At 33.9% G+C, this 25,206-nt stretch carries 29 protein-coding genes and 2 pseudogenes; 20 read left to right on the top strand and 11 right to left on the bottom strand.

What is annotated here, in order from left to right:
• Nucleotides 1-40: 40 nt before the first annotated feature.
• Nucleotides 41-907 (bottom strand): PhzF family phenazine biosynthesis protein, encoded by an 867-nt coding sequence (locus ACWF5P_RS21940; protein WP_452445285.1) that lies wholly within the window; start codon nucleotides 905-907, stop codon nucleotides 41-43.
• A gap of 214 nt (nucleotides 908-1,121) precedes the next feature.
• On the opposite strand from ACWF5P_RS21940, the gene ACWF5P_RS21935 reads away from it, so the two are divergent.
• Nucleotides 1,122-1,691 (top strand): nucleotidyltransferase domain-containing protein, encoded by a 570-nt coding sequence (locus ACWF5P_RS21935; protein WP_452445284.1) that lies wholly within the window; start codon nucleotides 1,122-1,124, stop codon nucleotides 1,689-1,691.
• A 73-nt stretch (nucleotides 1,692-1,764) separates the two neighbouring features.
• Nucleotides 1,765-2,385 (top strand): annotated as a pseudogene (locus ACWF5P_RS21930) (uridine kinase family protein).
• 255 nt (nucleotides 2,386-2,640) lie between these two features.
• Here the strand turns inward: ACWF5P_RS21930 and ACWF5P_RS21925 are convergent.
• Together ACWF5P_RS21925 and ACWF5P_RS21920 are read right to left on the bottom strand one after the other, a co-directional pair.
• Nucleotides 2,641-3,270 (bottom strand): YczE/YyaS/YitT family protein, encoded by a 630-nt coding sequence (locus tag ACWF5P_RS21925; RefSeq protein ID WP_452445283.1) that lies wholly within the window; start codon nucleotides 3,268-3,270, stop codon nucleotides 2,641-2,643.
• A gap of 2 nt (nucleotides 3,271-3,272) precedes the next feature.
• Nucleotides 3,273-3,968, bottom strand: a complete 696-nt coding sequence (locus tag ACWF5P_RS21920) for a YjjG family noncanonical pyrimidine nucleotidase (protein WP_402937807.1) — start codon at nucleotides 3,966-3,968, stop codon at nucleotides 3,273-3,275.
• A 77-nt stretch (nucleotides 3,969-4,045) separates the two neighbouring features.
• Here ACWF5P_RS21920 and yeiL point away from each other — a divergent pair, with 77 nt between their 5' ends.
• The 3 genes from yeiL to ACWF5P_RS21905 all read left to right on the top strand — a co-directional run bounded on the left by yeiL (nucleotide 4,046) and on the right by ACWF5P_RS21905 (nucleotide 6,519).
• Nucleotides 4,046-4,717 carry a transcriptional regulator YeiL gene (yeiL, locus tag ACWF5P_RS21915; protein WP_452445282.1) on the top strand — a complete coding sequence of 224 codons (672 nt, stop codon included), beginning with the start codon at nucleotides 4,046-4,048 and terminating at the stop codon, nucleotides 4,715-4,717.
• Nucleotides 4,718-5,055: 338 nt separating this feature from the next.
• The gene (locus ACWF5P_RS21910) at nucleotides 5,056-5,541 is read left to right on the top strand and encodes an HIT family protein (RefSeq protein WP_134783723.1); all 486 of its coding nucleotides are present in this window, start codon (nucleotides 5,056-5,058) and stop codon (nucleotides 5,539-5,541) included.
• A 231-nt stretch (nucleotides 5,542-5,772) separates the two neighbouring features.
• Nucleotides 5,773-6,519, top strand: a complete 747-nt coding sequence (locus tag ACWF5P_RS21905) for a polysaccharide deacetylase family protein (protein WP_452445281.1) — start codon at nucleotides 5,773-5,775, stop codon at nucleotides 6,517-6,519.
• A 269-nt stretch (nucleotides 6,520-6,788) separates the two neighbouring features.
• Here ACWF5P_RS21905 and ACWF5P_RS21900 read toward each other — a convergent pair whose 3' ends face one another.
• On the bottom strand, nucleotides 6,789-7,406 hold the full coding sequence (locus tag ACWF5P_RS21900) for a cell wall hydrolase (protein ID WP_452445280.1): 618 nt from the start codon (nucleotides 7,404-7,406) through the stop codon (nucleotides 6,789-6,791).
• Nucleotides 7,407-7,762: 356 nt separating this feature from the next.
• On the opposite strand from ACWF5P_RS21900, the gene ACWF5P_RS21895 reads away from it, so the two are divergent.
• The 5 genes from ACWF5P_RS21895 to ACWF5P_RS21875 all read left to right on the top strand — a co-directional run bounded on the left by ACWF5P_RS21895 (nucleotide 7,763) and on the right by ACWF5P_RS21875 (nucleotide 11,959).
• Nucleotides 7,763-8,329, top strand: a complete 567-nt coding sequence (locus ACWF5P_RS21895; RefSeq protein WP_452445279.1) for a sugar O-acetyltransferase — start codon at nucleotides 7,763-7,765, stop codon at nucleotides 8,327-8,329.
• A gap of 236 nt (nucleotides 8,330-8,565) precedes the next feature.
• Complete coding sequence (locus tag ACWF5P_RS21890) at nucleotides 8,566-8,985, top strand: VOC family protein (RefSeq protein ID WP_452445278.1); 420 nt, start codon at nucleotides 8,566-8,568, stop codon at nucleotides 8,983-8,985.
• 163 nt (nucleotides 8,986-9,148) lie between these two features.
• Nucleotides 9,149-9,370 (top strand): hypothetical protein, encoded by a 222-nt coding sequence (locus ACWF5P_RS21885; protein ID WP_260358058.1) that lies wholly within the window; start codon nucleotides 9,149-9,151, stop codon nucleotides 9,368-9,370.
• A 257-nt stretch (nucleotides 9,371-9,627) separates the two neighbouring features.
• Complete coding sequence (locus ACWF5P_RS21880; RefSeq protein WP_452445277.1) at nucleotides 9,628-9,888, top strand: hypothetical protein; 261 nt, start codon at nucleotides 9,628-9,630, stop codon at nucleotides 9,886-9,888.
• Nucleotides 9,889-10,531: 643 nt separating this feature from the next.
• Complete coding sequence (locus ACWF5P_RS21875) at nucleotides 10,532-11,959, top strand: APC family permease (RefSeq protein WP_278090119.1); 1,428 nt, start codon at nucleotides 10,532-10,534, stop codon at nucleotides 11,957-11,959.
• A gap of 252 nt (nucleotides 11,960-12,211) precedes the next feature.
• Here the strand turns inward: ACWF5P_RS21875 and ACWF5P_RS21870 are convergent, their stop codons facing one another.
• Together ACWF5P_RS21870 and ACWF5P_RS21865 are read right to left on the bottom strand one after the other, a co-directional pair.
• Complete coding sequence (locus ACWF5P_RS21870) at nucleotides 12,212-12,361, bottom strand: hypothetical protein (RefSeq protein ID WP_214795833.1); 150 nt, start codon at nucleotides 12,359-12,361, stop codon at nucleotides 12,212-12,214.
• A complete protein-coding gene (locus ACWF5P_RS21865; protein WP_434167204.1) occupies nucleotides 12,358-12,774 on the bottom strand; it encodes a helix-turn-helix domain-containing protein in 417 nt (138 codons plus the stop codon). The genes ACWF5P_RS21870 and ACWF5P_RS21865 overlap by 4 nt, the downstream gene beginning before the upstream one ends.
• Nucleotides 12,775-13,130: 356 nt before the next feature.
• Here ACWF5P_RS21865 and ACWF5P_RS21860 point away from each other — a divergent pair, with 356 nt between their 5' ends.
• The 5 genes from ACWF5P_RS21860 to ACWF5P_RS21840 all read left to right on the top strand — a co-directional run bounded on the left by ACWF5P_RS21860 (nucleotide 13,131) and on the right by ACWF5P_RS21840 (nucleotide 16,760).
• Nucleotides 13,131-13,478 carry a VOC family protein gene (locus tag ACWF5P_RS21860; protein WP_260358072.1) on the top strand — a complete coding sequence of 116 codons (348 nt, stop codon included), beginning with the start codon at nucleotides 13,131-13,133 and terminating at the stop codon, nucleotides 13,476-13,478.
• Nucleotides 13,479-13,831: 353 nt separating this feature from the next.
• Entirely contained in the window at nucleotides 13,832-14,266 is a 435-nt protein-coding gene (locus ACWF5P_RS21855; RefSeq protein WP_452445276.1) for a hypothetical protein, read from the top strand.
• Between the two features lie 274 nt (nucleotides 14,267-14,540).
• Nucleotides 14,541-14,825 carry a hypothetical protein gene (locus ACWF5P_RS21850; protein ID WP_452445275.1) on the top strand — a complete coding sequence of 95 codons (285 nt, stop codon included), beginning with the start codon at nucleotides 14,541-14,543 and terminating at the stop codon, nucleotides 14,823-14,825.
• Between the two features lie 571 nt (nucleotides 14,826-15,396).
• Nucleotides 15,397-16,017: a DUF421 domain-containing protein gene (locus ACWF5P_RS21845; protein ID WP_241637999.1), complete on the top strand. Its 621-nt coding sequence runs from the start codon at nucleotides 15,397-15,399 to the stop codon at nucleotides 16,015-16,017.
• 248 nt (nucleotides 16,018-16,265) lie between these two features.
• Nucleotides 16,266-16,760 carry a DinB family protein gene (locus tag ACWF5P_RS21840; protein WP_434167201.1) on the top strand — a complete coding sequence of 165 codons (495 nt, stop codon included), beginning with the start codon at nucleotides 16,266-16,268 and terminating at the stop codon, nucleotides 16,758-16,760.
• Nucleotides 16,761-17,064: 304 nt separating this feature from the next.
• Here ACWF5P_RS21840 and ACWF5P_RS21835 read toward each other — a convergent pair whose 3' ends face one another.
• Both ACWF5P_RS21835 and ACWF5P_RS21830 read right to left on the bottom strand, forming a co-directional pair.
• A complete protein-coding gene (locus ACWF5P_RS21835; RefSeq protein WP_452445274.1) occupies nucleotides 17,065-17,976 on the bottom strand; it encodes a sigma factor regulator N-terminal domain-containing protein in 912 nt (303 codons plus the stop codon).
• The gene (locus tag ACWF5P_RS21830) at nucleotides 17,976-18,467 is read right to left on the bottom strand and encodes an RNA polymerase sigma factor (RefSeq protein ID WP_452445273.1); all 492 of its coding nucleotides are present in this window, start codon (nucleotides 18,465-18,467) and stop codon (nucleotides 17,976-17,978) included. The genes ACWF5P_RS21835 and ACWF5P_RS21830 overlap by 1 nt, the downstream gene beginning before the upstream one ends.
• 355 nt (nucleotides 18,468-18,822) lie before the next feature.
• Here ACWF5P_RS21830 and ACWF5P_RS21825 point away from each other — a divergent pair, with 355 nt between their 5' ends.
• Complete coding sequence (locus ACWF5P_RS21825; protein ID WP_452445272.1) at nucleotides 18,823-19,866, top strand: serine hydrolase domain-containing protein; 1,044 nt, start codon at nucleotides 18,823-18,825, stop codon at nucleotides 19,864-19,866.
• 239 nt (nucleotides 19,867-20,105) lie between these two features.
• Here the strand turns inward: ACWF5P_RS21825 and ACWF5P_RS21820 are convergent, their stop codons facing one another.
• Nucleotides 20,106-20,303 (bottom strand): IDEAL domain-containing protein, encoded by a 198-nt coding sequence (locus ACWF5P_RS21820; protein ID WP_056527760.1) that lies wholly within the window; start codon nucleotides 20,301-20,303, stop codon nucleotides 20,106-20,108.
• Nucleotides 20,304-20,466: 163 nt separating this feature from the next.
• On the opposite strand from ACWF5P_RS21820, the pseudogene ACWF5P_RS21815 reads away from it, so the two are divergent.
• The 3 genes and pseudogenes from ACWF5P_RS21815 (at nucleotide 20,467) to ACWF5P_RS21805 (ending at nucleotide 22,001) form a co-directional block, all read left to right on the top strand.
• Nucleotides 20,467-20,966 (top strand): annotated as a pseudogene (locus tag ACWF5P_RS21815) (helix-turn-helix transcriptional regulator).
• Nucleotides 20,956-21,348 (top strand): hypothetical protein, encoded by a 393-nt coding sequence (locus tag ACWF5P_RS21810; protein ID WP_144481193.1) that lies wholly within the window; start codon nucleotides 20,956-20,958, stop codon nucleotides 21,346-21,348. Before ACWF5P_RS21815 ends, ACWF5P_RS21810 begins: the two are co-directional and overlap by 11 nt.
• Before the next feature lie 266 nt (nucleotides 21,349-21,614).
• Nucleotides 21,615-22,001, top strand: a complete 387-nt coding sequence (locus ACWF5P_RS21805; RefSeq protein WP_452445271.1) for a hypothetical protein — start codon at nucleotides 21,615-21,617, stop codon at nucleotides 21,999-22,001.
• Between the two features lie 192 nt (nucleotides 22,002-22,193).
• On the opposite strand, the gene ACWF5P_RS21800 is transcribed toward ACWF5P_RS21805, so the two are convergent.
• Together ACWF5P_RS21800 and ACWF5P_RS21795 are read right to left on the bottom strand one after the other, a co-directional pair.
• Complete coding sequence (locus ACWF5P_RS21800) at nucleotides 22,194-23,123, bottom strand: NmrA/HSCARG family protein (protein ID WP_452445270.1); 930 nt, start codon at nucleotides 23,121-23,123, stop codon at nucleotides 22,194-22,196.
• Nucleotides 23,124-23,150: 27 nt separating this feature from the next.
• Nucleotides 23,151-24,161 (bottom strand): LLM class flavin-dependent oxidoreductase, encoded by a 1,011-nt coding sequence (locus tag ACWF5P_RS21795; protein ID WP_452445269.1) that lies wholly within the window; start codon nucleotides 24,159-24,161, stop codon nucleotides 23,151-23,153.
• 249 nt (nucleotides 24,162-24,410) lie between these two features.
• On the opposite strand from ACWF5P_RS21795, the gene ACWF5P_RS21790 reads away from it, so the two are divergent.
• Nucleotides 24,411-24,737 (top strand): winged helix-turn-helix transcriptional regulator, encoded by a 327-nt coding sequence (locus tag ACWF5P_RS21790; protein WP_434167195.1) that lies wholly within the window; start codon nucleotides 24,411-24,413, stop codon nucleotides 24,735-24,737.
• The last annotated feature ends 469 nt before the right edge of the window (nucleotides 24,738-25,206 follow it).

Here is a 25,206-nt window from a genome sequence, read left to right as displayed (position 1 = left end):
ATATTAATCTAAAAAAAAAGCCCGAATTTGGACTTTCTTGTTAATACCATTCTCCTTTTGCGATTAAAAATACTTTACCACCTACAAGGATTTGAATGGAATTTTGGGAATTTTCAGCTTGTATATTTAAAATAGATGGTCTTCCCATTTGGAATCCTTGTTCAACTCTGTACGCTATATTTTTACTTTCAAAAAAGTTATGTGCGATAAGGTATCCAGCAAGATTTCCGTTTGCACTTCCAGTCGCAGGATCTTCAGGGAATCCTGTGTCATCTAAAAATACTCTTACGTTTAAATCATTTTCTTTTAGTTTGGTTTCAGGAGAAAAGACAAGGATATTTGCTTTTATAACGTTATCAATGAAATTTTGATAATTATTATGATTGATCTTGCAACGATTTACAGCATCCAATGAACAAAGAGGAACAATTACTGCTGGTAATCCAGTTGATACAATTTGAATTGGAAAACGGGAATCAATATCTTCATTTGGTATCTGTAATATTTCGGTGAAAATATCTTGATCAGGAATAATCGTTCCTAATTCGGGTGGGTTTTGCTTCATTATTAATTGTTCACCTTCAATATTTACAGGTATTTGTCCTACTTTAAGGTTAAGAGTTATTTGTTTACTTTCATTGTTTTCTAAAACTTTCTGAATGATAAATGCGGTTCCTAATGTTGGATGACCAGCAAAAGGAACCTCAACATCAGGAGTAAATATTCGAACATCGTATCCTCCGTTGTCTTGTTTGCCAGATAAAATAAATGTTGTTTCATTAAAGTTAATCTCTCTTGCAATCTTTTGCATTTCTTCAGTAGATATTGTTCTCGAGGGAATAAGTACAGCTAATTGGTTACCTTGATATTTTTCTTCTGCGAATACATCAACAATATAAAAATCCATAAATATTACAACTCCTAATTTAAAATTTTAGAATATTATATCATTTCTTATTCAACTAGCGGGTGCGTTAGCTGAAGATCGAGCCGTCTTTTACGGCAGCTTTTTCCTTATTGAACTATCGGGGCAGGTTAGTTGCATAAGAGTTCAATATAGAGGTTATTCAAAATAGACAAAGAATACTAAGGATATAAGTATTTTAGCTTGGGGGATTTATATGTCATTTGAACAATGTCATAGTATTACTTCTTTAATGTCAGGATTTAATAAAACGTGGTTCTTTGCAGGTGGTTGGGCAATTGACCTTTTTATCGGTAGAGAAACAAGACAACATCAAGATATTGAGATTGCCCTATTTCGAAAAGACCAATTAAACCTGAAGGAATATCTAAAAGAATGGGACTTTAAAAAGGTTATTAAAGGTAAATTCTATGCTTGGGAAAATGAGTTTTTAGAGTTACCTATTCACGAAGTACACGCTTTAAATAAGTCAAATGGAGATAAATTAGAGGTACTTCTAAATGAAACAAAGGATGATGACTGGAAGTTCAGAAGGGATTTAACGATCTCCTATCCACTTAAGTCAGTTTGGAGTTATTCGGATACCGGGATTCCTTATCTAAATCCAGAAATTGTACTTTTATATAAAGTGAAAAACACAAGAGAAAAAGACGACCAAGACTTTATGGAGATATTAGACAATCTAGATGATGAGAGGAAAAAACGGCTTAAGTATGCCATACAATTGCACGAACCAGAACATAAATGGCTTCAATTCTTAACATAACTTATTGATGAAGAGCTTAAAGAGGAAAAAGCGAGTATTAGGTTTAATTCTTATAATGGACAGGGGGAGAGGGATGGATAAGTTATTACAAGATATCATAAATCGGGTCAGAATGACTGATGAACAGATTGTTATTGGCATTTCAGGGCATGGTGCTGCTGGAAAAACGACGTTTGCCAATAGGCTCGCAATCCTACTAAATCAAAATGAAGTGAATTATATTAATACAGATCCATATATTGTTAGTTTGAACATACGAAAGCATGCAGTTATCGACTATACATATCAAAACGAAAATCATCGTTATAAAATGACGGCTTGCCATCCATCAGCTCATCATTTGCATTCTTTAGAAAGAGATGTTTAGATGGTTAGAGATGGTTTAGACTTATATACAATAGATACGCATTATATGAAAAGTGAGTTAATTTCTTCGAAAAACAAAGTAACGATTGTAGAAGGAATGAGTGTCGCATTTATTAATCCAGATTTATTTGATTTAAAAATTTACTTCTATACAGATGGTGAAACGGAATTAATGAGAAGGTCGAGCCGTGATATTGTTGAGAGAGGAACCAATATCAATTATTTAAGGCAGTCTCATGAAGAACGTCGGATTCAGTACGAAGTATTTATGCATCCATACAGTCAGCGTTTTGATATTATTATCAAAACTTTTGATGAAGCAATATGACTAGAAAAAAATACATTTGAATTTAAATGCAAATAATCAACTATTTGTTGTGTTTAGAACGGGTGCTTTAGCTGAAGATCGGAGTTGTCTTTAAGGCAGCTTTTTTTATGGAACTATCGGGGCAGGTTAGTTTAACTGTAGTGTTACAAAAAAGATTGATCATTTAGAATAAAGTTCGATAATTTATATTAAAGTTTGATAATAATAACCTCTTTGGATTCTCAACCGTAAGAGGTTATTTTTTAGTTATGCTATTTATTGAGTTTGGGGTTTCTGTTGATAGTTTTTAAATTTCAATCGTGTATATGAAATAATGCCGGACAATAAGAAGAAGCTGATAATCGTTCCTTCACGAATATTGATTGGTAAATTGTATAGTAGTGATATTGTTATTGATAGAATAATGGAGAATAAATCGACACAATATCTGTATTGAGAGAAAGGGCGTTTTGTTAATTCAGCTATTCGTAAACAGAAACTTTCAATAGGAAAAGGAATAATATCTAATGATAAAATAATGCCTGTTGTTCCACCGGCTAGTATCGCACCGAAAATAAATAGTCCGATTCTTACTAAATAATTCTCTACGTAAATCGTACCGAAAATAGTATAGAGGAAAAAATTAATAACCATTCCAAAGAACAAGATGGAAATGAACATCAAAGTAAATTTTCTAAAATCCTTTTTTTCGCATAGGCAGATATAACCGAATAGAAAAATGAGATTTGCAATGAATGTAATTGTGCCAACTTTGATGGAAGTCCATTCAGATATTGATAAATTCATCGCATTAAAACTGCTGACACCAACATCAGCTTTTAATGTAAGACTAATGCCAATAGCACTTACTATATAGAGTAGAATCGATTGAATTACTTTTTTCATGATTATTCCTCTAATAAGTCCATTATTTGCATTAAATTTGGTATCGTATATGTGCTCTTAGGTGAACATGATTTAGGCATGCTTCTCTTAGGGTTAAACCATACACAATCAATTCCGACATTGATAGCTCCTTGAATATCCGATGTTAAACGATCACCTATCATTAGGAATTCTTCTTTACGGCTTGTATGCAGGGCATCAAAAATATAGTAAAAGAAATGGGGATTCGGTTTTTCATAACCAATTTCTTCGGAGATAAAAAGTTGTTCAAAATATCCTTGTAGCTTGGCACCTCCTAATCTTTTTCTTTGAGTCTTTCCTACACCGTTTGTTCCAATATATAATTTATAATCTTGCTTACTTAAAGCATTTAATAATTCATGTGCATGGGTAACGGTCTTATGTCCTTGGTTTAAATGCTCACGGTACATAGCTTCAACCTTTGCTCCGTTTTCATCTATATGAAATTCCTTCAAAAAAAGTGAAAAACGCGTTGTCAGCACTTCTTCACGAGAAATCAAGCCTTCCTCTAATTGATGCCATAATCCATCATTAATGCGCTTATAACATGCAATTGTTTGTTTGTTATAGGGCAACTCGTACAGCGTAATAATTTGTTTTAAAGCCTTTTCTTCTGAATCTTGAAAATCAAGTATCGTATCATCTAAGTCAAAAATAATATGTTTGTATTTGTTCATTCCTATCCACCTCTTGGTAGTAATATATCGAAAGGAACAATATAATAATAGGAGATATCTCATATTGAGGTGATAAAATGGAAAAAATCAATTTGAAGGATTACGCTGAAAATTTTGTGGATATATATAATGATATTCAAGAAACTTTTCCGAAAGCAGTTTTACATCAGGCTTTTATTTGTAAGTTTTCTTCTAATGAATATATAGTGCGCTTTGATGAAGATATTCAGTACTTATTTTTATTATTGGATGGGCGGGCAAAAATATATATAGTACACGAAAATGGAAAACGTGCGCTGATTCAGTTTCTAAAGAAAGATGATTTTATTGGTGAATTATCCTTGATTGAGGTGGAAAAGAATTTAAAAGATGTTGTGGCTATAAATGACTGTACTTGCTTAGCGGTTCCATTGGCTTCATCGAAAGAGCATCTGTTAAATGACAATCTTTTCCTCCAAAATTTATCAAAATACTTAGGTGATAAATTACTTAAAAGAACGGATCATTACACAGCTATGCAGGATTATGAATTCAAAAATCGATTGGCCAAATATATTCTTCAAATAGAAAACGATGGATGCTTTCAAGAGAAGCATACCGAAACAGCAGAATACGTGGGGGTAAGCTATCGACATTTATTATACACACTTAACCAATTCCATGAAGACGGATTATTAGAAAAAAAAGGAAGAAAATATTTTATCATTAATAAAGAAAAGTTAGAAAGATTGAGTTCAAAAAAGGATTAATTTAGTATGATTTGATAACTTGAAATATAAACAAGTTGTTACACTTTTTTCTTATCACAGAAACGAATACTGCTTTGCTAATATACGTTTTCAAATTAAAAAATAGCTAATAGAATATTTACTACCACCATTAAAATTTAAGATTAACCAAATCTTTTGCGTTTTTTCATTCAACCAAAGTCTTTAACATAGCCTAATAAAATAAAAATATTGTTAAGATGAATTAATATTCTGTTTGTGATGTTCCTCACTTAAACTAACGGGGCAGGATAGCTCAACAAGGGTTTGTTTATTTTTATATTTTTAAGAGAGATAATATATTGTTTTTGGAGGGAATTATGAGGGAAATTACTTTGTCTAATGGAAAAACAGTTGAAGTCGAATGTTTAAGTTGTGCTTTAACAAGTGGGGAAATAGAACCGGATGGTGGTGTAATAGTCGAAACTGAATATTTTCATGCTCACCAAGACGTTGCATATCCCATTAAAGGTTTAGTAATTTTAGCCTCTAAACGCCATATTAAGTGCTTTGACGAATTAAATGACTTAGAAAAGGTTGATTACATAAACTTATTATCTAAGATTAGAAAAGCTCAAAGGGAAGTATTAGGGATAGAACATGTTTATTACTTTTATAATGAAGATACTACTCACCATTTTCATACTTGGATGGTTCCTCGATATGAATGGATGTACGATTTTGGACGATCTGTGGAATCTGTTAGACCAGTTTTGCTCCATGCAAGAAACAAATTGAATAATGATGAAAATGTAAAAAGTGTAATTGATGGAATTAAGGCTTTAAAAAAAGAACTATACACTTAATCCTTCCTTGTCCCACTAACAGTTGCTTTGGCAGCTCTTTTTCTTATAGAGCTAATGTGGCAGTTAGTCCGATTCCTTAGTGTTTTAAGAAATTAGTTTTTCATTTGGGATTATCAAAGTCATCATTGCAATGGGAGATAGAATCAAATATGGGAGAAATCATAATAGAACTATGCTTTTGAGGCACAATAAATTGAAAAGATATAAAAAGGACGCAAAGCGAGGAATTTTATGAAAAAGGTTGTAATGTTTTTCCTATGTCTTCTTATCTTAATTCTTCCATCACAAGTTTTTGCTCAACGAAAAGTACCAATTTTAATTTATCATTCGATTGACGAGTTTACTGGGCAGGGTTCTAAGGAGCTATATGTAACTCCTGATAATTTCCAGAAACAAATGATTTATTTAAAAGACCATGGCTACACATTATTAACTTTTGATCGTTGGCAAGAAATTCATAAAGAAAATAAACCCATTTTCATTACCTTTGATGACGGATACAAAAACAATCTGAATGCATTTGCTATCTTTCAAAAACTTGAAAACGAACGTTTTAAACCAAGGGGTACCATTTTTGTTATCTCTGACTTTATCGGTCGTTCAAACCGATTATCGAAATCGGATTTAAAAATGATGGCTGATTCAGGTATAATCTCAATCCAGTCTCATACTGCTACACATCCTGATTTGACGGAAATAAAAAATTATGAATATGAACTGAAAGGGTCCAAAGAAAAAATTCAAAAAATAACAGGCAAACCAGTTAATGCTCTTGCGTATCCATACGGAAATTTCAATGACAAAGTGGTAGAAGAAACGAAGAAATATTATTTGTTTGGACTTACGACAACTCCTGAACTATTTTCTGAGAAGGGCATTAAAGACGAACTTTATCTTTTACCACGAATTTATATCAAGTATTCAACTACTCTTGATGACTTTGCAAAGATAGTTGAAGGCGGTTCCTATACCAGGTAATCGCTTTTTCTTTTGGAACCAAGGGAAAAGTACTTAATATTGTTTATAAGTAAATGGGTACGGAAAATAAGGAAAAACAGGTGCTTTAGCTGTAGATCGGAGCTGTCTTTATGGCAGTTTTTTCTTTTGGGGGTGCCGCCAAGGGTACCGCCAAAAAGGTCGGGCAAATACTGCCCGACCTTTCAACTATACTCCACGACATAGTTAATGGGATATTTATAATACGAAACTATAAAAATATCATGCCTCAATATGTATGTAGATTAGTTTTACTTTGCAAATAAGTGGTTGCCTATTCTAATGACTGTTTCCCTTGTGAAAATCCATTCATCTGTTGCCGAGACCGGATTATAATAATAAACAGAACCATGAGTAGGATCCCAACCTTGTAATGCATCAATAACAGCTCGATAAGAATAGCTATTTGGGGTCAAATAATATTGCCCATCATGTACAGCTGTAAAAGCATTTGTCTGGAAAATAACATCGTAAGTATTTTTAGGAAAACCTGGTGTTGACATTCGGTTCAAAATTACTGCAGCGACAGCTACTTTTCCTTCATAAGTTTCTCCTCGAGCTTCTCCATAAACAACCCTTGCCATCATTTCAATACTATTTAATTTTTGTTGTGTTTGGAATCCAAAAACTCCATCTGGTAATATTCCAGAATCTAGTTGAAGTTGTTTCACTGCATGATCAGTAATTGAACCATAATACCCTGTTGGTTGACTGTTAAAGTAACCCATTTTCTTTAAATTTTCTTGTAAGTCATAAACTGCTTGTCCTTGACTTCCATTGTGTAAAATTTCTTGAGCAAAGATTGAATTTGGTATAAAAAACATGAAACAAATAAAAACAACAAACGGCATTTTTTTTACATTTAACATCAAATAATAACACATCCTTCGATTCATTTTCCTACTATTCTACTTTATCATACAAGAAAAATAGATTTATCTTACATTATTCCTATTTTAAACCAAGAACTGAAGAAATTTTCAGACGAATTTTCTGTTTATTGGGGTACCGCCTATCGCCATCAAGCTAAGAAAAAGGATTATGCCCATAAAGAAAAAATAAGCTATTCTTTCTGTAAATGCTGCTGAAGATAGCTTTTTTCGTTTTGAGGTATAAAGAAATTTTAACTTGATGGGCATGCGTCAAGACTCCTTATGGCACTAACGGGACAGGTTAGTTGAAGATTATGGTAACATTTGTACTAACTGAAAGGAGGAAATTAGGTATGAGCGATAAAGAGAAAATCTATTATGAACGAGGAACAGAGGAACTAAAATTAAAAAATATTCGTGCTCATAAACTTGTTCAAGAATTTAACAATAGTGCTATAGAAGATTTCTCAAAAAGAGAGGAAATTATAAAGAATTTGTTTGGTACTGTAGGTGTTGATCCTAGTATTGAACACAATTTCCATTACGACTTGGGCTACAATATCCACGTTGGCGATAATTTCTATGCTGGCTATAACTGCACTATTTTAGATATGGCAGAAGTTAGGGTTGGTGACAACTGTATGATAGGTCCCAATGTAGGTATATATACGGCTGGTCATTCAATCGAACCCAAGGATAGGAACAAGAGTGGATATGGAATACCAATTATAATTGGAAACGGTGTATGGATTGGTGGAAGTTGCATAATTCTGGCTGGAGTCACTATTGGAGATAATTCAATTGTTGCTGCTGGTTCTTTTGTTCCAAAAGATGTTCCTGCCAATACAATAGTGGCTGGAAACCCAGCAAAGATACTCCTTTTTATGTTCCTTAATAAACTAATGCATCCGTTACTTTAAGTAGATTATTTCACAATCATAGTAAGTTCCACAGAAAAAGGCCATAAATCCTTCCTGCTGAATCAATGCCTTCACTTTTTAAAATTAACTTTAGGTTGCTTTGGCAGCTCTTTTTCTTATGGAACTAACGGGGCAGGATAGTTGAAATTGCAAAAGGGTAATTATGGATAATTAAAAGGGGGAAGATATATAAGTGGAGAATGAGTTTATTCAAGTAATTAAAGGAGGCGAACAGGGTGAATAAAAAATTATTAAGGGTAGGAACTACTTATATCCCAGTTTCAAATGTAGAACTTTCTTCTAAATGGTATGTAAACAAATTGGGGGCAGAGTTAAGCTATAAAGACGAAGACAAAGCAATTCTTAATTTTGCGAACCAAAGTATTTTCCTTGTTAAATCTAAAGAAAATCAAAGCTCAAATTTCTATGATATTTACGGTGTTGAGCGTTTTTCTATAACATTTGAAGTTAATGGATTAAATGCTTTAGAAGCTATACATAGAGATTTTATCGATAAACAGATTAGAATTGGGGCAATTGAAAATAGAGGACATTCTGGAAGGAATTTTGTTTTCTTTGATTTAGATGGTAATAAATTTGATGTATGGAGTGAATTGAGTCCAATTTTCAAAGAAAAATACCTTATCTCACAATAGAAAAGACTTTTTTCTTGTTGAACTAACAGGTGCGTTAGCTGATGATCAGAGCTGTCTTTTAGGCAGCTTTTTCTTATTGAACTAAAGGGGCAGTTTAGTTGAAGAAGGATTTTGTTTTTACGTTAAACTGTATACAGTTTAACGGTTTTAGGAGGTGAAAATGATGAAACGTGCGATAGGAATATTTCTTACTCTTTCATCTTTACTAACATACTTAATTGTGGACATGCTTTATGATCCTGTTGAGAATAAAATAACAACAACCGATATGAATTCAACAGTACTATATCAATATCCTTTGATGTATTGGTTAATTTGTGTCATTTTAATAATTACTTTTATTCTTGGGATTTACTTTATTTCTAGCAAAGGAAAAGCAATATGAGGAATGTCCACTCTGTGATACTCCAGAATATACTAGAAATAAGTGAATCGAACTAATGGGTGCTTTACTTCAATAGGGGAGTTGCTTCCGCAGCTCTTTTTCTTATGGAACTAACGGAGCAGAATAATTCAATAGAAAGATAAGTTTATTTTAGAATAAATGGAGTAATTTTCAAAAAAGGTGTGAAGGAAAGTGGCTTTAGAAGAGGAAAATCAATACTGAAAATAAGATGAGTAAAAAGAGAAGGGGGCTATAAAATGTTAGTTAAATATATTGAAGGTGAATTAGGAGAAATTAAAGAAAATATAAATAGTTATTCTTATAACAATCTATATGTGCGAATTGGTGAAAAAGTTGAGCTAGGTTCAAAATTGTGCGAAGTAGTTGATATTGTACACTATCCTACTACGATTGAAGAAAATTATACAGTAGATGTTTTTGTGAAAGTAATAAAAAAACTCCCTGAATCATGGTGGGAGAGACCTTTATTGTCACGAGCTAAGAAAAGTGAATATTAATATCTTAGACCAAACAGAAGAGATAAAAAAACGTGAAGAATTAGAAAAAGGTACTAAAAGTTAGAAGTTCCTCCTCAACAAACGGGTGCGTTAGTTGAACAAGAATTACACATTAAAGACCAAAAACACTTGGGTACTCAAGTGTTTTTTATGCTAATTATATTGTTATTTAATCTGCTATTTAACTTGCCAATTCGTATGTTATTTACTTTGTTATTTGGCTTTTTCTTCACGTTATCTGAACTACTTACTAAAAAGCTAGGGTTCTGCCCAACAATTCCACGTTCCTATGAAGTTATGAATAAATTATGCATTAATGATTAAAAAGTAATAACAGATGGAAGTTATTTGGCATAAAATCCCTATCCCCCATCTTAAAATTATTTCAGAGTTGAATACAAAATATCAAAATTGAAATTTGATTGTAAAATTTACCTCTATCAAAGTGTAATTAACTGAATATTTATATTATTTTTTTATATTGGCGCAACAATTGCATATAAGAATATATCTACCATTTTAAGGAGGCTCAAATATGCAAGAAAATCTGAATAAAAATATTGGAGGTTCTCCGTCAGAACATTATGATAGTGATGCTGCACAACTGGCATCGCTTGGATATGAATCTGAATTTCGCCGCGACATGAGTCCGTGGGCAAACTTTTCGCTAGGGTTCACTTATCTTTCACCTGTAGTAGGTGTGTACTCACTATTTGCATACGCACTTGCGCAAGGTGGCCCACCCATGATTTGGAGTTTTTTCATCGTTGGACTCGGACAATTACTAGTCGCACTTGTCTTCAGCGAGATTGTTGCGCAATACCCTGTTGCAGGAGGAGTTTATCCTTGGGCACGAAGACTATGGGGGCGCAAGTGGGCGTGGATGACTGGCTGGGTTTACTTAATGGCCTTGCTTGTGACGATTGCCAGTGTCGCGTACGGAGCTGGACCTTATCTAGCACAAGTTTTGGGTTTTGAAGTATCGGTGGACTCTGCGATTCTTTGTGCAGTAGTCCTTCTTGCACTATCGACTATCATCAATTTTCTTGGCACAAAGGTTCTCGCGGCTGCAGCAGTTATTGGTTTTGCTGCTGAACTTATCGGTGCGCTTGTAGTTGGATTTTGGTTGCTTATCACACAAAGGGTGCACGGTCTTGATGTGCTCTTTGATTCTTTTGGTGCTCAAGGTAGTCATAGCTACATGTATGCATTTGCAGCAGCTGGATTAATTGGAATTTTTCAATATTATGGGTTCGAAGCCTGTGGTGATGTTGCTGAAGAAGTACCGAATCCAGGTGTTCTTATCCCAAAGGCAATGCGTCGGACCATTTACATTGGCGGTGCTGCAGCAACTTTTGTTTGCCTTGCTTTAGTACTATCAGTTGCTGATATCCCAGCAGTTATCGCTGGTAAGGACGTAACGCCTGTTGATACCTTACTAAACGATGCATTTGGTGCTGTTGGCGCGAAGATTGTACTGGGTATTGTGTTGATTTCTTTCCTTTCATGTGTAATGAGTTTACAAGCGGCAGCAAGCAGACTTGCCTATTCGTATGGCCGTGATGACATGATTGTAGGAAGCCGATTGTTAAAGAAATTTTCGGCTGCTCGTCACATTCCACCTTATGCGCTGCTTCTTGCCGCAATTGTCCCAGCCCTCATTGTGCTTGGATCAAAAGTGTCTACAGATGCGCTCACAAAGGTAATCAGTTTTGCGGCATTTGGCATTTATCTTGGATTCCAAATGGTTGTCTTTGCTGCACTTCGAGCTAGACTAAAAGGATGGAAGCCAAGTGGTAAGTATCAATTGGGCAAGTGGGGACTGCCCGTCAATATTGGTGCGCTTGTCTATGGAATCATCGCAATGATCAACATGTGTTGGCCAAGAACGCCAGATGCACCTTGGTATGATAACTATATCGTGCTCGTTTCAGGAGTCATAGTTGTAGGTATTGGTTTACTGTATATGATGATTCATCGTAGCTACGGACATAGCAATGTGCCGTATAATGTTGCGATACCGAAAAAATATATCTCTCATAAAAACAAGCGCAATGACATGTCAATGTAGGTTTGTTGCTAACTCATATTAGCCACTCTAAAGGGTTTTCCTTCTTCACTTTTTTTATTCGTAAAAATCTCTTAAACTTTGATTACCAGAAATTATATTTTCACTCGTTTTTTTTTTCACGCATCCCGTAAACTAGACTGGACACTCACATATTAAAACAGAAGGGTTCGAGATCTTTTAAAGATTCTCGAACCCTTCTGCTTATGTTCAATTATTCTATCAACGCAGACTTACATTTTACTAATTTTTTATTCATCCCCATCCGTCCTTCCATTGGCGAAAGTTAATGGACGTAATCGGTTTTTCTTTTCCAGTCATTTCACTATACATATAATCGATTCCTTTGATCATTGCGTAGAAGGTTACAACAGGGATTATCAATGCAGTCGTAAAAGGTATCATTCCTTTTCCCTCCATTTATCCAATTCTTCATCATTCACGTTAATGGCATAACTTCTGCCTTCCTTCTTCAAATACCCTTCATTTACTAATTCCACCATCATGGCATGAACCTTATTATTCCCTAAACCTATCAATCTTGCTAACTCATTTACTCGGAGCTCACCAGTGTTTGCGATCCAGCGTTTCAGCTGGTCAATTGGTTCTTCTTCTTTGACCTCTTGAATTTCACCCTCCACAACAACCCCGTCAAACAGATGAATAAGCTTATCAAAGATATCCTCCTCCTCTTCCTTATTCAGTGTTAATACTGGGGCTTGGAATCGTTTAAACTCATTCTTACTGCCCTCAATCTTAGCGATACGGTCACAAAGTAACGGGTGAGTTAATTGAATAAGGAAAAGCAAAGACCACAAAAATTGTGGTCTTTTTTTGCTCAAAAATCAACAATTTACTTTAACAGAGCCAAAATTTAAAATTGAAAATTTTACAATTACATTCTTTGAGTTGTTGTGGTAAATGAGGTCATTTTGAGGTCAGCATAAATAAAAAGGGATAGATTTCTATCCCTTTTGTTTCTACTTGTTTTAATGATCAACATCTTATTAAATACTATATAAAACCCCCTATAAAATAACATTTATATGGAATTACATATAACCGAAGCAGCCTTTTTTAAATTGTTCTAACTGGCAGGTTAGTGAAAGAGGAATTCGCTTTCAAAACTAGAATTTAAATTAATAACTAATGGGATAGGAAGGAGATTCTTATGATAATAAAGGGTTTTGGAGGAATCTTTTGGAGGACTAAAAATCTAGAGGATATAAAAAAATGGTACAGTAAAGTCCTAAAAATTGAAATTGAAAATTGGAATGGTACCATTATTACACCACAATCAGGCAATGAAACTATCTTTTCCTTCTTTTCTGAAAATGACCGCTATTTTCCAACAGAACAACAAGTGATGTTAAACTTTCAAGTTGAAAATTTGGATGACAGTATCAAACATATAGAAAAAATGGGTATTCCCCTTGTTATGGAAAAGACGATTAATGAATTTGGAAAGTTTATTTGGATTGAAGATCCAGAGGGAAGACGTATAGAGCTTTGGGAGAAGTAATAGGATAATAATAAATTTTGTTGTTGAACTACCATGAAAATAAGTTTCTTTAATAATGAAAAATGACAATACTTAAGAAGACCCTGCTCAATCGTTTAAAAAAGAGGAGAGCGTTAATTAGTCTATGGATTAAGGTTGACTGGATTAAGGTCAGTATCAGTATGGACACTTCCCAACCATTTTCATTCTTTGTGGTGGATCGCCGATTTTTGCGATTCATGGATGGCTAACGGGTGCTTACTTCAATAAGGAAGGTTGCTGAGGCAGCCTTTTTCTTATGGCACTAACGGGGCAGGTTAGTTCAATAACAAAAATGATAAAATGATACAACCAGGCAAAGTGAGGCGAACTATTTGAGAATTGAATTAGCTACTGATAACGAGATAGAAAAAATATATACAAAATTTAAAAAATTCAACACCCATCTTTTGAAGGAGCCAAGAAAGGTGTTTCCTATTATTGGTATTATGGATGTATATAATCGAGTTCTTACTGAACAAGAGGCACGAGATTTACTAAGCAGTCATCACGAGCATAATTTAAAGTATGGTTCCAGATTTTTAAGTGCAATTACCCAAATTTATCATACAGATGGCGAAGTATTTGTTCATATCAATAAAAATGGAATAAGCAAAGAGCAAGTCAAATTCATTCTAGGCTTCTTAAATCGTGTGGAGGCGAGTGTTTTTAGAAAGATGTTCGCTATCAAAGAGGGCATATACAAAATTGGTGATGAAGAGGCACTTCAGTTTCTGGTTAACCTTTCAGTTGAAGAATTGTATTTTTGAAATTTTTTCTTTCCTTCACTTGAAACAGTTATTATCGGAAATTATGAGCTATGTTTTCCTGTGTATAGTAAGAAAATGGAAGGGTTTGATAAATGCCGAGAGATTATTGAACGAAATGGTTTATTTATACGACAGTAAGCCCGGAGCTGTCTTTAAGGCAGCTTTTTCTTATGGAACTATCGGGGCAGGTTAGTTCTATAAGGTGGGAATATTTTTATATATGAAATAGTATTTTTTTCGCTTATGCTGAGAATAAAAAAGAAGGTTAAGATGTATGAATATCACTGATTTACTTGTTTTGTCTGTGGTTTTAGGCTTAATTTATGGTTTTAGGGACAAGAAATTTAAAAAGAAAAGTTTTTTCAAAACGTTTTTAATATTTTTCACATCAGGTCTAATCTTCATCATAACAGGAGATCTATTTTTGAATAATTTATTAGATAAATATCTTCCTAATGAAAAATATGGGATATTGCTATTTGGAGGTTTGTTATTGTTATACCCTATTTATACAACAATTAAAGGATTTAAAAAAAAGACCACTAATTCACTTCGTTAATTATCTATAGGGTGCGATCCTTTCATATTGAAAAAACGGGGCAAAAAAGAATGATAGTTAAACAGTGATTACAGAAAATTGTTATAAAAGGTGGTTTTATGGATACTTCAAGTTATATATTTTTAGCAATTTATTGGGTCGGAATTATTATATGGTCGCTTAAAAATAAGGAGAAGGCTAAGAAGGAATTACTTCAAATAAAGAAAAATTGGAAGACAGGAGTATCAATATTGCTAATTGTTTTATTTCCATTTTTAGTTTTGGCTTCAATGATATTTGTATTGTAGTTTGTTTTAATTGTTAAGTTAAAGTAGCAGGATGGCAAGATTGTGAAGGAGTGTACTTAAACTAACGGGTGCGTTAGCTGAAGATCAGAGCTGTCTTTAAGGCAGCTTTTTCTTTATGCAACTATCGGGGCAGTTTAGTTGAAGTGGAGAATTAGTTATTTAGCCTTTATTTTACATTCTAAAAAACACCTGAATTTTTGTTATTACCTAGTTTCCAAAAACTATCTACATATTTGGTATAGAGTCAACAAATACTAACAAAAAATGTTTAAGGAATGAGAAAAATGATGGATTTTTTAGAAGACATATCTACCTTACCTTATGTATTAAAGGCATTGTTAATTTTTTGTACTGCAATTATTCTTCTGCGTATCGCAGGAAAGAGATCACTTGCAGAAACAACAGTTTCGGAAGCTGTGTTAAGGATTTCGATTGGTGCTGTACTAATCCAACCTTTAGCATTGAAAGAGGAATGGCAAGCAGTATATGCTGGAACTTTGCTCATTATAGGAATTGTATTATTAGCAAAAATACAAATATGGTTTCCAAAATCCAGAAAGTTTATTAATGGAGTACCATCAATACTAATTAAAGATGGAAAGGTGAAGTTAGAAGAGCTAAAAAAAGCCAGATTAACGACAGATGAGATACAAAGTGCACTTCGCCAAAAAAATATAGGAAATGTCGAAGATGTTGAATTGGCGATATTAGAGTCCAATGGTAAAATAGCGACTAGCCTAAAGCCAAACAAAGCACCCGCAACCAAAGAAGATATTCAAAAAATTTTAGATATCTTAGCTGAAAATGGTATTCGTTCCTCATCACAAAATCAATCTGAAGCGAAAACGCCACCATTATTTAAAGAAGCTTATGACGAGGGAGACATAGTGGACTATAAATCTTAGAGACATTAAATAAGCTGTTTTTTTCTTTAGTACAAAGATAATACACAATACATAAGCAATGTTCTTCAACTAACGGGTGCGTTAGTTGAGATCCGGAGCTGCCAATTGGTGGCTCTTTTTCTTATGGAACTAAAGGGGCAGGTTAGCTTAATAAGAACAGGACAATCAATATACTATGTAGAATATAATAAGATGATATTGTTTAAAGATTTAGAAAAAACAGTATATAAAAATTAGGAGGGTTTGTTATGGTTCATGCAAAAGATGTTTTATCGGATCAGTTGTTGGCAAATGCTAATGACCCAAGTTGGTACCTACCATTTTCAGATTCAGTAGAAAGATTGTCTGAGGAACATGCATTTTGGAAGCCAAACGAAGAAAGTAATAGTATTGCTGAAATTGTGCAGCATCTACTATATTGGAATCAAACATGGCAAACAAGGTACCAAAAATCTCACGTTGATGCTGTGCCTTCAATAGGAAATAATAATAACAGCTTTATTATTCCTGAAAATCATACTTTTGCTGACTTAAAAAAACAACTATTAGAGGTGCTTTTACGTTGGCAAGAGTTATTATCTGAAGAAAAAGTTGAGAGAGAAGTTAATGGTTATCCTGGACACGTGAAATGGTGGGCAATACTCGGAAATGTGTCAACTCATAACGCATATCACATTGGTCAGATCATTTATATCCGGAAGTTGCAAAATAGCTGGGAAATAGATGCAGGAGTAGATAAATAAAAGTTGCACTAGTGCCTACTTGAACTAACGGGTGGGTTAGCTGAAGATCGGAGCTGTCTTTAAGGCAGGGGCATAATGCCTTTTTTGTAGAATGGGGTAATAGTGGTGAGTTAGATAAAGAGGGAGAACTTATTACTGGTGGTTTACTTCGTTGGATACAAGAAGGAACTTATGTAGAAATGGAGAGCTCACGGGTATCAAGGAATAAAATGTTGGAAGTTGCAAGGTCAATGAAATAATTTAATGAACTAAAGGGCAGATTAACAAAAAAGTGAGACCAAATGTTCATCTGGTCTCTTGCTTATTATTTCTCAGGTTTAATATAAGGGACGATTTGTGCAGTTGCACCTACAGAAGAACCACGAATAAAATCTTGATTTTCTAATGCTTTAAAATTTTGGGTTTGACCAGTCAGCATTATCCCTAATATTTTTACTTCATCAAACTTTTTATTTTTATTAGAATTTAAAAACTCTTGGATTGTTTCGTTAAAGCCATTTGCATCATATTTTTCAAGTGCTTCAATAAAGCTTTTATATGCCTCTTTAGGTGAATCAGATGGATTAAATCCATAAACCTCTATACCAGCAGGTCCTTTACTTTCATCAACAATTGGTGATGTCATATACAACCATACGATGTTTAAATTATCGGGGATTTTTGCTTGAATTTCTTGAAATGTATAAGGCTGATCGAAAGAAACCGCAACTTCCGCAACCTGGTTTTCCATTTGTGAAATTTCCCCAAGTTCATTTTGTACACCATCATGGTACTTTTGAATTGAAGGATGATAAAAAGTCGCCACTTTATTCTTAGTTTGTTTATCATACTCATAAAATTCCGTATCAGACCAATAAAATCCCGGTACTAACTCATTGTAATCAATTTGGGATCGAAGCCAATCATATGAACTTGTAAGTGTGCTCCATTGTACTAAGTAGCCATTAATATTTTTAGAACGATTCGTCACAATGTTGCCACCAAACATGGAGGAATTACTCGTAACTTGAGAATCGATTTGAATATTAGGTTCGGCAATTGCATTATGTAAAAAGAGCTGATCGTGAAGTCTTGTAGAACTTTTCGCTGCAAAGTAATTGCCAGTTTTATAAAGGATCGGTAATAGAATAAGTACAACGATAATTGAAGTAATGACGATTTTTAGTAATTGTTTTCGTTTAGCTTTTTTTAAAGCATCTTTTAACGAAGTGTCCATTAATGTTTTCCTCCTATTTTTGAGTGAATAAATTTACGTGCACGATGTAATGTTTGCTTTACACTGTTTACTTTAATGTCCAAAATAGTCGCAATTTCTTCATATGAAAAATCATAGTAATACTTTAAAAAGAAAGCTTCTTTGTATTCTTTTTTGACGTCTTTTAATAAATAGAAAATCTCATCCTTATTTAAAATGGCATCAAATTCGCGGTCTGTATATTGTAGCTTCGAATAAATTTCTTCGGTTATGAAGATGTTCTGCTGTTCCTTTTTTCTTTTCAAGTCAATATATTCATTGAGTGCTACTCTAAAAAACCACGGACGCATATTGCTCTCAGTTAGATCATCTAACAGTGTGTACACTTTGTAAAAAGTATTTTGAATTATATCTTCCGCATCTTCTTTTTGTGCTCCTTTCGCTAGTAATAGATTGAACACTTCCTCGCCTAAATTGATAAGATAGGAGGCTAGTACATTTTCTTTTTTCATCATTTTTCCTCCCTATACTTATACAACGAATAAATAGTAATAAATGTATACACTTAAATGAATTAAATAAAAAGTTTTGATTTATTAACGGGGGCTATGTTATACGATTCGCTTTCCGAAATTAAATATCTTATTATCACACACAAGAAATACTTTTGAAGGTTGGAAAGATTTAAATTACTATAATCTGTCGTAAAACCTTAATCAGTGCGTTAGCTGAAAATCGGAGCTGTCTTTTAGACAGCTCTTTTCTTATGGAACTAAAGGGGCAGGTTAGCTGCACAAGCATAGGAAATAAAACACACCGTATATCCCCACTAATGGTAAAATAATGTTATAAAAACGGAGGGGTTAGATGGGAATTACTAATATAAGCATTAAAGAGCGTATGGATTATCATAATGTAAATGGATTGAGCATTGCAGTAATTAATAAAGCTCAAATTAGTATGGCAGAACACTATGGTTTACTTGAGGCAGGAACGACTAAAATTGTAAATAGTAATTCTATTTTTAGTGCTTGTTCGATTAGTAAGTTCTTAACCGGGATGCTTGTTTTGCTACTAACTGAACAAGGTCTTGTTGATTTAGATGAGGATATAAACAAAAAGCTAACCTCGTGGAAAGTTCCTGATAATAAATTTACTGAAAACCAATATGTCACATTAAGAAGCTTGCTTAGTCATCAATCTGGAATTATAGACCCAGAAGATAGTTTTATGGAACTTAATTCGAATGACGGTATTTCCTCAATTGTTGACCTCTTAAAGGGACACACACCCTATTGTAAAGTGCCTATTCAAGTGAACTATGAACCTCAGAGCGACTTTCAATATTCAGATGCAGGCTATTGTATAATACAACTACTTTTAGAAGATGTGACTGGTAAACGTTTCGAAGAAATAATGGCCGAACTAATATTTCAACCATTAAAAATGCACAACAGTTCATTAGCAATGACCATTTCAGAAGAGAAAAGTGATAACTTTTCTTGTGGTCATAAAAAAACTGGAGAATTAGTTGATGGAAAATATGCTATATATCCCTATCAAGCTGCGTCAGGGCTATGGACAACACCTTCAGATTTATCCATTTTGGTTATTGAATTAATTAATTCTTTAAAAGGTAAAAGTAAAATTGGACTTTCTGTAAGTAAAGCAAAAGAACTGATAACCTCCCAAGGTTGTAAAGAGTGGACTGGACTAGGGGGGTTTTTAGATGACTCAAAAGGAGAACTAGAAATTTCAGCGCTTGGTTGGGGAGTAGGCTTTCAATGTATGATGGTTGCATATCCCTATTTAGAAAAAGGATTAGTCATAATGACAAATACAAATTTAGGTGTCCATCAATTGGAAGGGATCATTGGTGAAATATATGATTCCTACACTTCTGGATTGTGAAGAAATGTACTTAAACTAACGGGTGCGTTAGTTCATTAAGGATCACTAAAAATAATCAAACTATTTAATAAAAACTGTATACTAAATCACGAGTTTTGGAACAAATAATAACTTATTTATAATATCGTGCTTAATCGATAAAGATCAAATAAACGCCAATCCCTTATAGATATGGGATTGGCGTTTTGGCGTACTTCTTAAAGTTACAAATATGTTAAGTTCATTTTATAAACAACATTTTAAGAAATGTTTTTCAATTCCTCTGTTAATCGTAGGAATTCTTCTTTGTTTTTATCCTGTAATGACTGGTCAATCTCTTTTCGGATTTGCTCTTTTCGGAAATTAAGAAGGGCTTTGTTTATCACCATTTCAGCAAATTCAGAATCCTTGACGTTTATTTCAGGTTGTGGTGGTGTATTAGCCAAATTCTTTTCCATAGGAAACCAACTCCTTGACCTTTTTTCTATTATACCAATAGTTTTCAGACTATTCAAATATTACACTTAGTAGTTCCATAGTATCTATAGCCAATGAGTTTATTTTTGTTGAAAAATAATACTATTAGTGTAAAATTACACTAAAAAGGAGTATTTAGTATATATGGAAAAAGAAGAATTCATCAATTTAATATCAGAAAAAATGAAACTTGTCCGAACAGAACAAAGTTTTTCTCAAGATAAGATGTCTGAAATTCTAGGGATTTCAAAAAAACACTAGTTCAAATTGAAAAAAGAAGAACAGAAGCCAATTGGACCACCGTTGTTGCATTTTGTGCTTTGTTTAATCATAGCCAATTGTTGATATCATCAATTGGTGACAATCCAGTTGATTTTGTTCAGTTAATTGCTAGCAAAAATGGTGGTACGCCTAAAGAAAAAACAATGGGTGGTAAGATATGGTGGAAAGAAATCGAGTATAGAGGGGATTTTCGTTTGCAACAAAATTTGATTAGTAACCATTACCGTATATTGGATCAATATGATTATCGTTGGCATAGTTCTTTTGATAAAGAAGAGAGTTTAAGTCGTTTAAATGAATTACAGGAGGTGGGGACTATCGAGATAGACAAAGGTATAGGGATGGGGATATATGAAGAATAAGATTTTGCTTGTTCTAAGAAAAATAGTAATTGGTATTCTAATAGTCTGTTTATACTGTTTTCCTTTTGTTTATTTTTCAATGCACCAAGATTTTGCTAACCGTTCAATGCTTGGCTATTTAATTATGATTGTAGTGACTTCACTTCTTGCTTTCTTCGGCAAACTCTTTAATAATTCAATCTCTCTTATTATTGGTAATATATTATCTGTAATAATTTCATTTTATTTCATAAGCGAGATGACAGGGAACGAACGATGGGGTGGCTATTTTAAGCCACTAACTCCATATCAATTATTAATCTTGGTTAGTTTTTTGAATTTGATTCCTCAGTTCTTCGCTATGAAGTTAGCAAATAGAAACAAAAATAAAGTTAAAGATTAATTTGATTAAGAAGAGTAACTTCTTGAATTAGAAGTTACTCATTTCTTTAATAAATATCAACAATATTCATTAACATAGCCTACATAAAAAGAAAAAGTAATAAAAGCCTACTTCCTTAAATAGCAAGGATCGTAGGCTTTCTTTATTCTTATAAGTGTTTAATTTACAATAAAGTCGTACCGATTTGAAAAAAGTTTAACCGTTTTTCTTATGGAACTTGGGGCAGGTTAGTTCGAAAAGACAAGAAGGATTAAACAAATCTATTATTGAAAAAAAAAGTGATTAACAGAGATAATTTTATCAAACTAACTTGTGCTATAGTTCAAGATGTGGGGCTTCCACCACCATTATCAAATGAATTGAGGATGGAAATTGAAATGAAGAAAAATATGTTTAGTTTTACGTCAGCCATGGTTGGAGTTATGGCTCCATTACTTTTATTTGCTGCAATTGAAATAATCAAGTTTAGTGATATATTACTAATTAGTAGTTTGAGCCTGTATGGTGTTTCTATTGTTTGTACGATTATAGCTGTAAAAAGGAAAGAAAAAAATAAGATAAAGTACATCCCACTCATTTCATTAATCCCCTTTACTCTTTATCAATTATTAATTTTATTGGTTTATTCATTAGGGAAATTCATAAATGGGTAGATTAACGGGTGCGTTAGCTGAAGATCAGAGCTGTCTTTAAGGCAGCTTTTTCTTATGGAACTATCGGGGCAGGTTAGTTGAAAAGTAATAATAAAAAAAGTGCTTGTTAAAAAAGAAGAAAAACCTTAACTCGTTACAATTATGAAAGCAGCCGATCATTGTGATCGGCTGCTTTTTTCATCTAACTGGCGGTTAATCTATTTTAAACTGGTCTTTATGTTTTTCTACAAACTCTTTAAATGAAGTTAATTTGATATTGTAAGTTTTTAATAAATCAATATCTACATTATAACCAGCTACGTTATCCCATTGCTGACCTCGTACAGATAATGGATGAGTTCCTTGCTCTAATGCTTCTTCAATACTAAGTGTTGAGATTTTAATCTCTTTTCCTGTTACCTCCGAGATGATCTCGGCAATTTTATTATATGACAGCGATTCGGCAGCTAACTCAATATTATGTTCATTGAATTTTTCAGGATTTGCGAAGGCTGCACAAACAAAAGCAGCGATATCTTCAACTGCAATGTGATCTATACGTGTATCCGCAAACGTCACAGTTTGTATTTCCCCTTGTTTTAAAAGAGGATACATGGACGCCACTTTCACTTCATCAATGAAATTATTCATAACAGCTGCTGGTTTCACGATCGTCCATGAAGAAAAGCCTGTTGAACGAACAGCTTCCTCTATATCCCACTTATCTGTCCAATATTTTTCAAACCAATAACCTGTTCCCCATTCTGGGAATTCAGAATATCTGCTTGTAGCTGCAACAGAAGTATGCACAAATTGTTTTACGCCACTTTTACTTGCACTTTGAATTAATGCAAAAGCCTGTTTTCTCTCTCTATCCGTTTCAACGGTATCGACTCCAGAAATTGGCACAGAAAAAACAGCATCGACATGTTTCATTGCATTTTCCAAAGAGGATGGGTCATCGAAGTTACCTACAACAGCTTCTGCCCCTTTTTGAATAAGTGCCTGGGCCTTAGAAGAATTTTCATCTCTCACTAAAATACGAACTTTAAATCCTTGTTTTAATGCTTCATTTGCAACAGCCCCTCCTTGTAAGCCAGTAGCACCCGTAACTAAAATTAATTTTTGATTGTTCAGATTCATGTTGATATCACCTTTCATGGTCTATTTTTAGTTTCGTTGTAAATGATAGAGCTCAGCAAGTTTCTCATATAATTTTAATCGCGTATCAAAGCCTTCTTGTCCAGTTGAAACGATGAGTTCTTGGACACCTAGAGTATCCGCTAGAATATCCAATTTATGCTTCAATTCACTCCATGTACCTATCACAATAGTAGATAAAAACGATTGTGCAGCTTGATGATGCGTTTCAGAAAACCGTATCTCATGTGCCTTCAGTGAATCGAAACCGTTGAAGTGCCCTAAGCTTTGTAAAAATTTTAAACTTAGGATTTTTTTTTGATATTCCACTTCTTTCTCCGTCTCTCCGCTGATTACTGAAACACCTAATATAACATCTGGTGCTGACACGCCATGATTTGCTTGATAAAGCTTACGATACAATGAGATGGCTTCTTTTGCCCCTGCCGGATTAAAATGATATGCAAAAGAGTAGTTGGCTGCTTCAATTGCAGCAAGTTGGGCACTATAAGGGCTTGACCCTAGAATCCAGATTGGCGGAAGTGGTGCGTCTTGTGGCATCGCAATTATCTGGGCAATTGAATCATCAGACAACGACTCTGAAGGATGGTCATATCCTCTTAATTCACGAAGCAATCCCTGTAAATCATCTGCGTTTAATGCATTCATAGAGCGACGTAAGGCAAGCGCAGTTTTACTGTCAGTTCCAGGTGCACGGCCCACACCCAAATCAATGCGGTCTGGGTAAAACGTCTCCAGTAGTTTGAAGTTCTCAGCTACTTTCAACGGAGAATGATTGGCAAGCATGACGCCACCTGAACCAACCCGTATGCGCTGCGTATTCGCAGCTATTTGACCGATTAAAAGTTCGGGCGAAGCGCTGGCTACGGAGGAAATATTATGATGCTCCGTGACCCAAAAGCGTTCGTAACCTAGTTCATCCGCTTTACTCGCTAGTTTAACCGAATTTATTAAAGCTTGTTTGGCTGATGTTTCTAGATCGACTGGAGCCATATCCAATATAGATAAACGTTGAACCATGTTCTGCCTACATCCTTTCTATTGATTGTTTTCACGTCCATATTGATAAGGTACTCCTAAATGCTCACGTAAAGTTGAGCCCTTCAATTTCCATTCCTCCATCATGAAACAACTTATTTTAAAACCACAGCAAATGTGGTACTATTACCTTATTACTTACAAGTGATAATAACAAGTACTATTATTTTTAATAGGTACTATGTTTTTTGATAGTAATGAGATTTCAATTGGCTATTTAGGAGGAGAAATATGACTAAAAATACTAAGTTCCGTACACCTGACTGTGCTTTAGCAAAAGTTCAACAAATGTTAGGAGGAAAATGGAAACTCTTACTACTATGGTATCTTTCAGAGGAGCCTAGACGTTTTGGAGAGATCCGTCGATGTTTTCCGGAGATTACTGAGGCCATGTTGACAAAACAGTTGAGGGAACTGGAGCAGGATAAATTAATCCATCGTGAAGTATTCAAAGTAGTTCCGCCAAGAGTAGAGTATTCATTAACAGATTTAGGATCAAAATTTTCTCCAATTATAGAGGCAATGTATGATTGGGGGGAAGAGAATTTGAAGGATTAAACCCATTCGATAATTACTTGATATACTTGTTTTTTGATAGTCGCTAAACACGATTAGCGTTACTATTAGGGGATTCGTTTCTCATATTTTGTTATTCATTATTTATTAAGCTAACAGGGGCGTTAACAACAAGAGGAAAAGAAACACAAACAATAAAGATTTTTAGGATGGGATCGCATTGGTTCCATCCTTTTTTATGATACACATAAGAGAATGTGAAGGTTTCTACTTAAACTATAGGGTGCGTTAGTTCTATAATGATCACTAAAAAATAATCAAACTATTTTTTAAAAATTTTATACTAAATCACTAGAAAAGAACCCTTTTTGATCAATCTCTTTTCAAAATGGATTGTATTTATTTACGCTAATATGAGGGTTCAGGAGGACCTTTTGATTAATCTTTACTTCAAAGCTACTGTTGGTTCTTTTTTAACAGATGCTTTAGCACAATACATACATGAACTGAG

It is taken from the genome of Peribacillus sp. NPDC055009, from assembly GCF_053608705.1.
This window is presented reverse-complemented; position numbering and strand designations above follow the sequence as displayed.

Bases quoted from the DNA above. Each gene is read 5' to 3' on its own strand.
- ACWF5P_RS21870 (WP_214795833.1), bottom strand. From the start codon at position 12,361: ATGATACCTTTTACGACTGCATTGATAATCCCTGTTGTAACCTTCTAC.
- ACWF5P_RS21875 (WP_278090119.1), top strand. From the start codon at position 10,532: ATGAGTCCGTGGGCAAACTTTTCGCTAGGGTTCACTTATCTTTCACCT.
- ACWF5P_RS21830 (WP_452445273.1), bottom strand. From the start codon at position 18,467: ATGAAAAAAGAAAATGTACTAGCCTCCTATCTTATCAATTTAGGCGAG.
- ACWF5P_RS21895 (WP_452445279.1), top strand. From the start codon at position 7,763: ATGAGCGATAAAGAGAAAATCTATTATGAACGAGGAACAGAGGAACTA.
- ACWF5P_RS21795 (WP_452445269.1), bottom strand. From the start codon at position 24,161: ATGGTTCAACGTTTATCTATATTGGATATGGCTCCAGTCGATCTAGAA.
- ACWF5P_RS21900 (WP_452445280.1), bottom strand. From the start codon at position 7,406: ATGTTAAATGTAAAAAAAATGCCGTTTGTTGTTTTTATTTGTTTCATG.
- ACWF5P_RS21940 (WP_452445285.1), bottom strand. From the start codon at position 907: ATGGATTTTTATATTGTTGATGTATTCGCAGAAGAAAAATATCAAGGT.
- ACWF5P_RS21810 (WP_144481193.1), top strand. From the start codon at position 20,956: ATGAAGAATAAGATTTTGCTTGTTCTAAGAAAAATAGTAATTGGTATT.
- ACWF5P_RS21850 (WP_452445275.1), top strand. From the start codon at position 14,541: ATGAATATCACTGATTTACTTGTTTTGTCTGTGGTTTTAGGCTTAATT.
- ACWF5P_RS21880 (WP_452445277.1), top strand. From the start codon at position 9,628: ATGTTAGTTAAATATATTGAAGGTGAATTAGGAGAAATTAAAGAAAAT.
- ACWF5P_RS21840 (WP_434167201.1), top strand. From the start codon at position 16,266: ATGGTTCATGCAAAAGATGTTTTATCGGATCAGTTGTTGGCAAATGCT.
- ACWF5P_RS21910 (WP_134783723.1), top strand. From the start codon at position 5,056: ATGAGGGAAATTACTTTGTCTAATGGAAAAACAGTTGAAGTCGAATGT.
- ACWF5P_RS21820 (WP_056527760.1), bottom strand. From the start codon at position 20,303: ATGGAAAAGAATTTGGCTAATACACCACCACAACCTGAAATAAACGTC.
- ACWF5P_RS21800 (WP_452445270.1), bottom strand. From the start codon at position 23,123: ATGAATCTGAACAATCAAAAATTAATTTTAGTTACGGGTGCTACTGGC.
- ACWF5P_RS21905 (WP_452445281.1), top strand. From the start codon at position 5,773: ATGAAAAAGGTTGTAATGTTTTTCCTATGTCTTCTTATCTTAATTCTT.
- ACWF5P_RS21825 (WP_452445272.1), top strand. From the start codon at position 18,823: ATGGGAATTACTAATATAAGCATTAAAGAGCGTATGGATTATCATAAT.
- ACWF5P_RS21920 (WP_402937807.1), bottom strand. From the start codon at position 3,968: ATGAACAAATACAAACATATTATTTTTGACTTAGATGATACGATACTT.
- ACWF5P_RS21885 (WP_260358058.1), top strand. From the start codon at position 9,149: ATGAAACGTGCGATAGGAATATTTCTTACTCTTTCATCTTTACTAACA.
- ACWF5P_RS21845 (WP_241637999.1), top strand. From the start codon at position 15,397: ATGATGGATTTTTTAGAAGACATATCTACCTTACCTTATGTATTAAAG.
- ACWF5P_RS21790 (WP_434167195.1), top strand. From the start codon at position 24,411: ATGACTAAAAATACTAAGTTCCGTACACCTGACTGTGCTTTAGCAAAA.
- ACWF5P_RS21835 (WP_452445274.1), bottom strand. From the start codon at position 17,976: ATGGACACTTCGTTAAAAGATGCTTTAAAAAAAGCTAAACGAAAACAA.
- ACWF5P_RS21925 (WP_452445283.1), bottom strand. From the start codon at position 3,270: ATGAAAAAAGTAATTCAATCGATTCTACTCTATATAGTAAGTGCTATT.
- yeiL (WP_452445282.1), top strand. From the start codon at position 4,046: ATGGAAAAAATCAATTTGAAGGATTACGCTGAAAATTTTGTGGATATA.
- ACWF5P_RS21935 (WP_452445284.1), top strand. From the start codon at position 1,122: ATGTCATTTGAACAATGTCATAGTATTACTTCTTTAATGTCAGGATTT.